This is a genomic window from uncultured Nocardioides sp. (assembly GCF_902805925.1).
Classification (GTDB): domain Bacteria; phylum Actinomycetota; class Actinomycetes; order Propionibacteriales; family Nocardioidaceae; genus Nocardioides.
Map to the genome: position 1 here is coordinate 1 of NZ_CADCUP010000095.1, position 8124 is coordinate 8124.

Sequence of the window (8124 nt, forward strand, 5' to 3'; positions counted from 1 at the left end):
TGAAGACCGGGCTCAAGACCGCCGTGCGCAAGTTCCGCGAGCTCGCCGAGGCCGGCGACCGGGACGCCGCGCTGGTCGCTGGTCGTGACGCCTCCAAGAAGCTGGACAAGGCGGCCTCCAAGGGCGTCATCCACCAGAACCAGGCGGCCAACCGCAAGTCGTCGATCGCCAAGAAGGCCGCGTCCCTCTGACGCTCGGCCTCCCGCACGAAACGCCGCCCCCGGGCGGCGTTTCGTCATTTCAGGGGCCGCGCAGGGGTCATCGGCCAGGGCTCATCGGGGGCTGCGCAGGCCGGTCACGGTGAGCACCAGCCGCTCCAGCGTGTACGCCGCGTCGTGGGCCGCCCCCTTGATGTCGGCGTCGGCCGACGCCACGGCCCGGACGGCGGCACCGATGCCCTCGTCGGTCCAGCCACGTGACTGGTCACGGATCGTCTTGACCTTCCACGGCGGCACCCCCAGCTCCCGGGCCAGGTCGGCCTCGCGCAGGCCACGCGAGGCGCCGAGGTAGCGGGCGATGCCGCGCGCCCCGGCCGCGAACGCGGAGGTCACCAGCACCGTGGCGGTGCCGCCCTCCAGCGCCCACCGCAGCTCCTCGAGGGCCGGCGCCGCCCGGCCGCCGAAGGCATGGTCGGCCACCGCGAACGACTTGGCCTCCGCGCGGCCGCCGAAGTAGCGCTTCACCTCCTCGACCCCGATCTGCTGGTCGGGGAAGTCGTTGCCGAGCTGGGAGGTCGCCGCCGACAGGGAGCGCAGGTCCTGGCCCACGGCCTGCACCAGGAAGTCGGCGGCCTCGGCCGTCGACCGCGCGCCGCGGGCGGCGAACTCGGCGCTCACGAAGGCCACGAAGTCGCGGGCGTACTTCACCTCGGGCGACTTCACCTCGGTGACCGCCGCCTGCTTGCGGAGCCGGGTCAGCACCCCGCTGCCCTTGGCACCCCCCGAGTGCACCAGGACCAGCGCGACGTCGTCGGACGGGGCGGCGGCGTAGTCGACCAGTGCGTCGGCGACGTCGTCGGCGGCGTCCTCGAGCGCGGTGACGATCACGCAGCGCGTGGAGGAGAACAGGGAGGGCGACGACATGTCGTCGAGGGTGGCCAGCGTGAGCGCGCCCCCGGGGCTGTCGGCGACCTCCGCCTCCGCGTCGTGCGCACGGATCGCCTGGCGCACCGAGGCCACGGTGCGGGCGCTGAGGTACTCCTCCTTGCCCGTCACCAGGGTGACGCGACCGAGGACCTGGGCTGCGCTGGGACCGTGACCTGCCATCGTGCGTCAGCCTGCCACACCCCGCCGACAGCCCGTCAGCCGCCGGTGAGGGTGCCCAGCCGGCCGTCGCGGACGGTCACCACCAGGTCGCCGTCGACGTCGGTGCGCAGCACCTGCGCGCCCGCGCGCGACAGCGCTGCGACGGTCCCGGGAGCGGGGTGCCCGTAGTCGTTGTCGGCCCCGGCCGACACCAGCGCCACGCTCGCCCCCAGCCCGGTGAGGAACGGCAGGTCCTGGTAGCGGCTGCCGTGGTGCGGCACCTTGAGGACGTCCACGCGCAGGTCGCCGAGGGTGCGGGCCAGGCGGGCCTGCGCCTCCGGCTCCACGTCGCCGGTGAGGAGGACCCGCACGCCGCGGACCTCTGCCACCAGGACGACGCTGGCGTCGTTGGGCCCGGTGCCGGGGGCCCCGGCCGCCGGCCACACCTCCTGGAGCCGCACGTCGCCCACCTGCCAGCCCCGGTCGTACGACGTCACGACCGGCTCGAGGCCGCGGGCGCCGGCCAGCCGGCGTACGGCGTCGACGGCCTGGGGAGGGTCGGCCAGCGAGGTGACGACCACCTCGCCCACCGCACGCCCGCCCAGCACACCGGCGAGCCCGTCGACGTGGTCTGCGTGGAAGTGGGTGAGGACCACCAGCGGCACCGCCTCCACCTGGAAGCGGTGCAGGCACCGGTCGACGGCCGCCGGCTCGGGGCCGGCGTCGACCACCACCGCCGAGCCCGGCCCCGCACGCAGCAGCAGGGCGTCGCCCTGCCCGACGTCGCAGGCGGCGACGACCCACCCGTCGGGGGGCCAGCCCGGCGTCGGCGGGCGTGAGACGACCGTGACGACGAGCAGCACGCAGATGCCCAGCCCGGACGCCGGCGAGCGCAGCAACGGCGGGGCGAGGAGCACGACGCCGACGGTGATCGCAGTCAGCAGCGCCAGCGACCACGGGCCGGCGCCCCAGTCGAGAGCGGCGGTGGGGAGGTCGGCGCCGCGGCGCGCGACCAGCACGATCCAGCCGACGCACCAGGCGGCCGGGGCCGCCACCACCTGGCCGAGCGGCATCCACAGCAGGCCCAGGAGGCCGCCGGCCAGGCCGAGGACCGTGGCCGGCCCGATCGCCGGGGCCACCACCAGGTTGGCGAGCACGGCCACCAGGCTCACCTGCTCCGAGAGTGCCGCGACGAGCGGCGTGCACGCGACCTGCGCCGCCGCGGGCACCGCGACCGCCGCAGCCAGCCAGCGCGGCATCCAGTGCGCCATCGCGTCGCGCCAGACCGGGGCCAGGAACAGGATGCCGGCGGTGGCGAGCACCGAGAGCGCGAAGCCGGCCGTGGTGGCCAGCCACGGGTCGAGGAGCAGCAGCACGAGCACCGCCACCCCGAGGGCCCGCGACCCCTGCTCCCGGCCGTTGGAGCCCATCGCCAGCAGTCCGACGGTGCCCATCACCGCGGCGCGCAGCACGCTCGGCTCGGTGCGGGCGAGCAGCACGAACCCGACGATGCCGACCGCGGCCACGAGCACCACCCACCGGCCACGCACGCCCACCCACCGGGCCAGGAGGACGAGGAACCCGACCAGCAGCGTCAGGTTGGTGCCGCTCACCGCGAGCAGGTGGGTGAGGCCGGTGGTCCGGAAGTCGGAGGCCAGGGCCTCGTCGACCCGCGCGTCGTCGCCGACCACGAGGGCCGGCACGAGCGCCTCGGCCTCGGCGGAGCGGGGCTCGACCGAGGCCCGCATCGACGCACGCACCGCCGCCGCTCCCCGCCACCAGGCGTCCGGCCGCGACAGGGTCTGCGGTGGGCCGCGGGTCGAGAGCAGCGCGGCGGCATCGCCGTCGGCGGGCGCCAGCCGACCGGTCGCCCGCACGGTGGACCCGAGGGCGACGTCGGCCCACCGGCCGTCGCCGATCACCACCGCCGGGGTGTCGACCTGCCACGTCCGGCCCCGGCCGGTCACCGCGCTGACCCGGCCCCGCACCACGACGTACGGCGCGAAGCGGCCCGGTCGCTCGCGTGGGTCGGATGTCACGCGGAGCGTGGCGGTCACGGCCGCACGGTCGTCGGCGAGCCCGGCGACGGGCCCGCCCCCGACCTGCTCGCCCCGCAGCGACGCCAGCGAGGCCACGGCCACGAGCACGAGCGCCAGGAGCAGCCACGTGCCGAGCAGTCGGGGCGCCCGGCGGAGCACGATCGCCGCCAGGGCGAGCGAGACGGCGACCGCCACCGGCAGCCAGCCGGGCCGCAGCACCCCGAGCAGCCCACCGGCCCACGCGGCGAGCCCGAGCGCGGGCATCCGGAGGTCGGGCGGGTGTGCCCGCCGCTCCGGCGCCACCGCCTCAGACCGTCACGAGGGGTGCCAGCTCGGCGAGGGTCGCGTCGCCGATGCCGTCCACCTCCAGGAGCTCCTCGACCGCGGTGAAGCCGCCGTGCTCGGTGCGCCAGGCCAGGATCGAGCCCGCGGTCACCGGGCCGACATTGGGCAGCGTCTCGAGCGTGGCCTGGTCGGCGGTGTTGAGGTCCACCAGCGCCCCGGTCGTGGCGGTGCCGGGCTCGACCGCGGCGGGGCCCGTCACGGCGGCGACGCCGACGAGCACCTGCTCACCGTCGACGAGCGGGCGGGCCAGGTTGAGGGAGGTGAGGTCGATGCCCCGCCGGGCTCCCCCGGCCGCCTCGAGGGCGTCGACGACGCGGGAGCCGGCAGGCAGCACGGCGATGCCGGGACGGCGGACCTTGCCGGCCACGTCGACGGTGACCTCGGCCGGCGCGCCCGCCGGCGAGGGAGTCTCGGGCGCCCCCGACGACGCGACCACGGCGGGCGGGTCGGCCACCTCGACCAGCGGCTCGGTGACAGCCGGCGCAGTGAGCTGCCGGGGCTCCGAGCGCACCAGGGACCAGCACGTGACGGCGAGCCCCGCGCACAGCAGGAGCGCCACCACGGTGACGGCGCCCTGGCCCAGCCGCACCCGGCCGCGCAACGTCTCGGGCACCAGGTCGCCCAGGGCGGCACCCGCGCCGGGGCGCGCGTGCCGCCCGGGCACCGGCACCACGGGCAGATTCTCGGGCTCCTCGGGCTCCGAGGGCGACGGCACCGCGCGGATGCGGGTGTGGGTGTGCTGAGCCGCCTCGGCCCCCACCTCGGGGCGGACGGTCGCGAGCTCCGCGGACAGCAGCGCCAGCCGCCGGCTCACGGCTTCCTGGTGCTCGGGGCTCGGGCGTCGACTGCGCATGCGCCGACCCTAGGAAGACCCGCCCCCGCACGCGACCGGTGCCGCCGCCTCCTGTGGACAACGATCAGTCGACGTCCAGCCGTGGAGCCACGCAGGCGGCCACCATGCCCGGCCCCACGTGCGCGCCCAGGACCGCACCCAGCTCCCCGCACGACACGTCGCGTCCACCCAGCTGCTCCGCCAGCCGCTCGGTCAGCCGGGCGGCCAGGTGCCGGGCCCGGTCGGGGCCGGCCAGGTGGGCCACGGAGACGTCGACCTGGTGGTCGCCGGCGGCCCCCACGACCAGGTCCTCCAGCCGGGAGAGGGCGCGGGCCGCCGTCCGCACGCGCTCGAGGTTGGCGACCCGACCGTCCTCGATCCTCAGCAGCGGCTTCACCGACAGCGCCCCACCGAGCAGCGCGGCGGCGGCGCCGATGCGGCCGCCCTTGCGCAGGTGCTCGAGCGTGTCGACGTAGAACAGCAGCCGGCTGCGGCGGGCGACCTGCCGGGCCCGCTCCTCGACCTGCTCCGGCGGACGGCCCGCCTGCGCCGCCTCCGCCGCGGCCAGCACCGCGAAGCCCAGCCCCATGGCGATGGTGCGGGCGTCGACGACGCGGACCGCGATCCCCTCCGGCGCGACCTCGCGGGCGGCGAGGACGGCGGCCTCGACGGTGCCGGACAGCGCGCCGGACAGGTGCACCGACACGACGTCGGTCGCGCCCGTGGCCCGGTAGACGCGGGCGAACTCCGCCGGGGTCGGGCGCGAGGTGCGCACCTCGAGGCGCCGCTCCCGCAGGGCCCGGGCGACCTCGTCCGGGGACACCTGCACGCCCTCGATGCCGGTGCGCCGGCCGAGCACCACGTGCAGCGGCACCTCGGCGACGCCCCACCGCGCGCCGACGCCCGGCGGGAGGTACGCCGTGCTGTCCGTGACGACCGCGACGCTGCCCACCGGTCAGGCCGGGACGACGTTGACCAGCTTCGGGGCGCGGACCACCACCGTGCGCACGGCGCGGCCGTCGAGCGAGCGCTGCACCGCCTCGGAGGCGAGCGCGAGCTCCTGCAGCGCGTCGGCCGCGATGTCCGGCGCCACGTCGAGGCGGTCGCGCACCTTGCCGGCCACCTGCACCACGCAGGTGACGCTCTCCTCGACGAGCAGGGCCGCCTCGGCGGTCGGCCAGGGCGCGTCGTGCACCGAGTCGCCCGCGTCCACGTCGTGCCCGAGCCGCGACCACGCCTCCTCGGCGGTGTAGGGCGCGTAGCAGCCGAGCATCACCGCCAGCGCCGAGGCGCCGTCGCGCAGCGAGGCGACGGCGGGGCTGCCGGCGTCGACCGCGCGCCGCAGGGCGGTGGTCAGCTCCATCAGCCGCGCCACGCCGACGTTGAGCCGCTGCCCCTCCATCACGCGGGTGACGTCGTCGACCGCGCGCGCGACCACCTTGTCCAGGGCGACGTCGCGCTCGTCGCTCACCGGCAGCGCACCCACGTCCTGAGCGACGCGGGCCACGCGCGCCAGGTACTTCACCGACCCGGACGGCGACACGTCGGCCCAGTCGATGTCGTCCTCGGGCGGCCCGGCGAAGACCACCGTCAGGCGCACCGCGTCGACGCCGTACGACGACAGCTCCCGACCGAGGTCGACGCCGTTGCCCAGCGACTTGCTCATGGCCCTGCCCTGGTTGATGACCTGGCCCTGGTTCATCAGCGCGGCGAAGGGCTCGACCGCGTCGACCATGCCCATGTCGTGCAGCACCTTCATGAAGAAGCGGCTGTAGAGCAGGTGCAGGATCGCGTGCTCGACGCCGCCGACGTACTGCGCGACCGGCATCCACTCGCGCACGGCCTCGGGGTCGAACGGCCCGTCCTGGTAGTCGGGCGAGCAGTAGCGCAGGAAGTACCAGGACGAGTCGACGAAGGTGTCCATCGTGTCGGTGTCGCGGGTCGCCGGTCCGTCGCACGACGGGCAGGTGGTCTGCACCCACTCCTCGGCCGCGCCCAGCGGCGACGTGCCGGCCGGCTTGAGGGCCGCCCCGCGCAGGTCGGGCAGCCGGACGGGCAGCTGGTCGTCGGGGACGGCGACCTCCCCGCAGCCCTCGCAGTGCACGATCGGGATCGGCGCACCCCAGAAGCGCTGCCGCGACAGCAGCCAGTCGCGCAGCCGGTAGTTGATCGCGCCCTGACCGCCCCCGCGGGCCTCGAGGTCGGCGACGATCCGCTCGATCGCCTCGTCCTTGCGCAGGCCGTCGTACGGCCCGCTGTTGACCAGGACGCCGTCGCCGGACGTCGCGGTCCCCGTCTCGGCCGGGTCGGGCTGGCCGGTGTCGACCACCACGCGCACCGGCAGGTCGAAGGCGCGGGCGAAGTCGAGGTCGCGCTGGTCGTGCGCCGGCACCGCCATGATCGCGCCCGTGCCGTAGTCCGCGAGCACGTAGTCGGCGGCGTACACCGGCATCTGCTCGCCGGTGACCGGGTTCAGGGCGGTGACGCCGAGGTCGACGCCGGTCTTCTCCCGCTCGGTGGACTGCCGGTCGATGTCGGACAGCCGCCGGACCTGCTCGCGGTAGTCCTCGAGCTCCGCGCGCCGCTCGGGGGCGCACAGCTCCAGTGCCAGCGGCGCGTCGGCCGCGACGACGAAGAAGGTGGCGCCGTAGAGCGTGTCGGGACGGGTGGTGAACACCGTGACGGTGCGACCGCCGTCCTGCGTGTCGGCGTCGGCGGGGCTGACGACGAAGTCGACGTGCGCGCCCTGCGACCGGCCGATCCAGTTCTTCTGCATGAGCAGCACGCGGTCCGGCCACGAGCCGCGCAGCTGCTCCATGTCGTCCAGCAGCCGGTCGGCGTACTCGGTGACCTTGAAGAACCACTGCGTGAGCTCGCGCTTGGTCACCTGCGTGCCGCACCGCTCGCACGCGCCCTGCACGACCTGCTCGTTCGCGAGCACCGTCTGGTCGTTGGGGCACCAGTTGACCGCGCTGCTCTTGCGGTACGCCAGCCCGCGCTCGCGGAAGCGCAGGAACAGCCACTGCGTCCAGCGGTAGTAGTCGGGGTCGCTGGTGTGCAGCCGCCGCGACCAGTCGAAGCTGATGGCGTAGCGGCGGAACGACGCGGCCTGCGTCTCGATGTTGGCGTAGGTGTAGGTGGCCGGGTGCTCGTCGCGCTTGATCGCGGCGTTCTCGGCGGGCAGCCCGAACGAGTCCCAGCCGATGGGGTGCAGGACGTCGTGGCCGCGCCGCATCCAGTAGCGCGCCAGCACGTCGCACAGCCCGTACGCCTCCGCGTGCCCCATGTGCAGGTCACCGCTCGGGTACGGGAACATGTCCAGCACGTACGTCTTCGGCGCGCCCTCCCGCCGGCCGGCCCGGTAGAGGTCGAGGCGGTCCCACACCGGCAGCCAGCGGTCCTGCACGGCGTGCGGGTCGTACGCGCGCTCGTCCTGGGCGGGCGGGGCCTCGGTCACGGTCGTCCTCTCAGGGGGCGGGCGGGGCGGCGGGCCTGCCCGGACCGCGTCGTCCGGGCCCTGGCACACGAAAGGCCCCCGTGGTCACGAGGGCCGCCGCGCTGACTGGTCGCGTCAGCGCGGCTCGAGGAGCAGGAGCAGGTCCACGCGCCGATCCTACGCGCCGGCCCCCCTCCCCCTTAGGCTCGATCATGTGACCGGCGTGCT

At 75.7% G+C, this 8124-nt stretch carries 6 protein-coding genes; 1 reads left to right on the forward strand and 5 read right to left on the reverse strand.

All coding sequences use genetic code 11. The features are described from left to right. Window positions 1-191: 30S ribosomal protein S20 (gene rpsT / locus QZX64_RS06670; RefSeq protein WP_295657828.1), on the forward strand; the 191-nt coding region annotated here is incomplete at its 5' end. Window positions 192-272: 81 nt separating this feature from the next. Here the strand turns inward: rpsT and holA are convergent. The 5 genes from holA to leuS form a co-directional block, all read right to left on the reverse strand. Continuing rightward, entirely contained in the window at window positions 273-1265 is a 993-nt protein-coding gene (gene holA / locus QZX64_RS06675) for a DNA polymerase III subunit delta (protein WP_295657829.1), read from the reverse strand. Window positions 1266-1300: 35 nt separating this feature from the next. Further along, window positions 1301-3547 carry a DNA internalization-related competence protein ComEC/Rec2 gene (locus tag QZX64_RS06680; RefSeq protein ID WP_295657830.1) on the reverse strand — a complete coding sequence of 749 codons (2247 nt, stop codon included), beginning with the start codon at window positions 3545-3547 and terminating at the stop codon, window positions 1301-1303. Between the two features lie 43 nt (window positions 3548-3590). Then, window positions 3591-4481 (reverse strand): ComEA family DNA-binding protein, encoded by an 891-nt coding sequence (locus tag QZX64_RS06685; RefSeq protein ID WP_295657832.1) that lies wholly within the window; start codon window positions 4479-4481, stop codon window positions 3591-3593. A 64-nt stretch (window positions 4482-4545) separates the two neighbouring features. Beyond that, window positions 4546-5412 carry a DegV family protein gene (locus QZX64_RS06690; protein WP_295657833.1) on the reverse strand — a complete coding sequence of 289 codons (867 nt, stop codon included), beginning with the start codon at window positions 5410-5412 and terminating at the stop codon, window positions 4546-4548. Window positions 5413-5415: 3 nt separating this feature from the next. After that, window positions 5416-7917: a leucine--tRNA ligase gene (leuS, locus tag QZX64_RS06695; protein WP_295657835.1), complete on the reverse strand. Its 2502-nt coding sequence runs from the start codon at window positions 7915-7917 to the stop codon at window positions 5416-5418. Window positions 7918-8124: the final 207 nt, after the last annotated feature.

What these genes read in the sequence shown, in the direction of transcription:
- holA (WP_295657829.1), bottom strand. Translation starts at nt 1,265, where the DNA reads ATGGCAGGTCACGGTCCCAGCGCAGCCCAGGTCCTCGGTCGCGTCACC.
- QZX64_RS06680 (WP_295657830.1), bottom strand. Translation starts at nt 3,547, where the DNA reads ATGCCCGCGCTCGGGCTCGCCGCGTGGGCCGGTGGGCTGCTCGGGGTG.
- QZX64_RS06685 (WP_295657832.1), bottom strand. Translation starts at nt 4,481, where the DNA reads ATGCGCAGTCGACGCCCGAGCCCCGAGCACCAGGAAGCCGTGAGCCGG.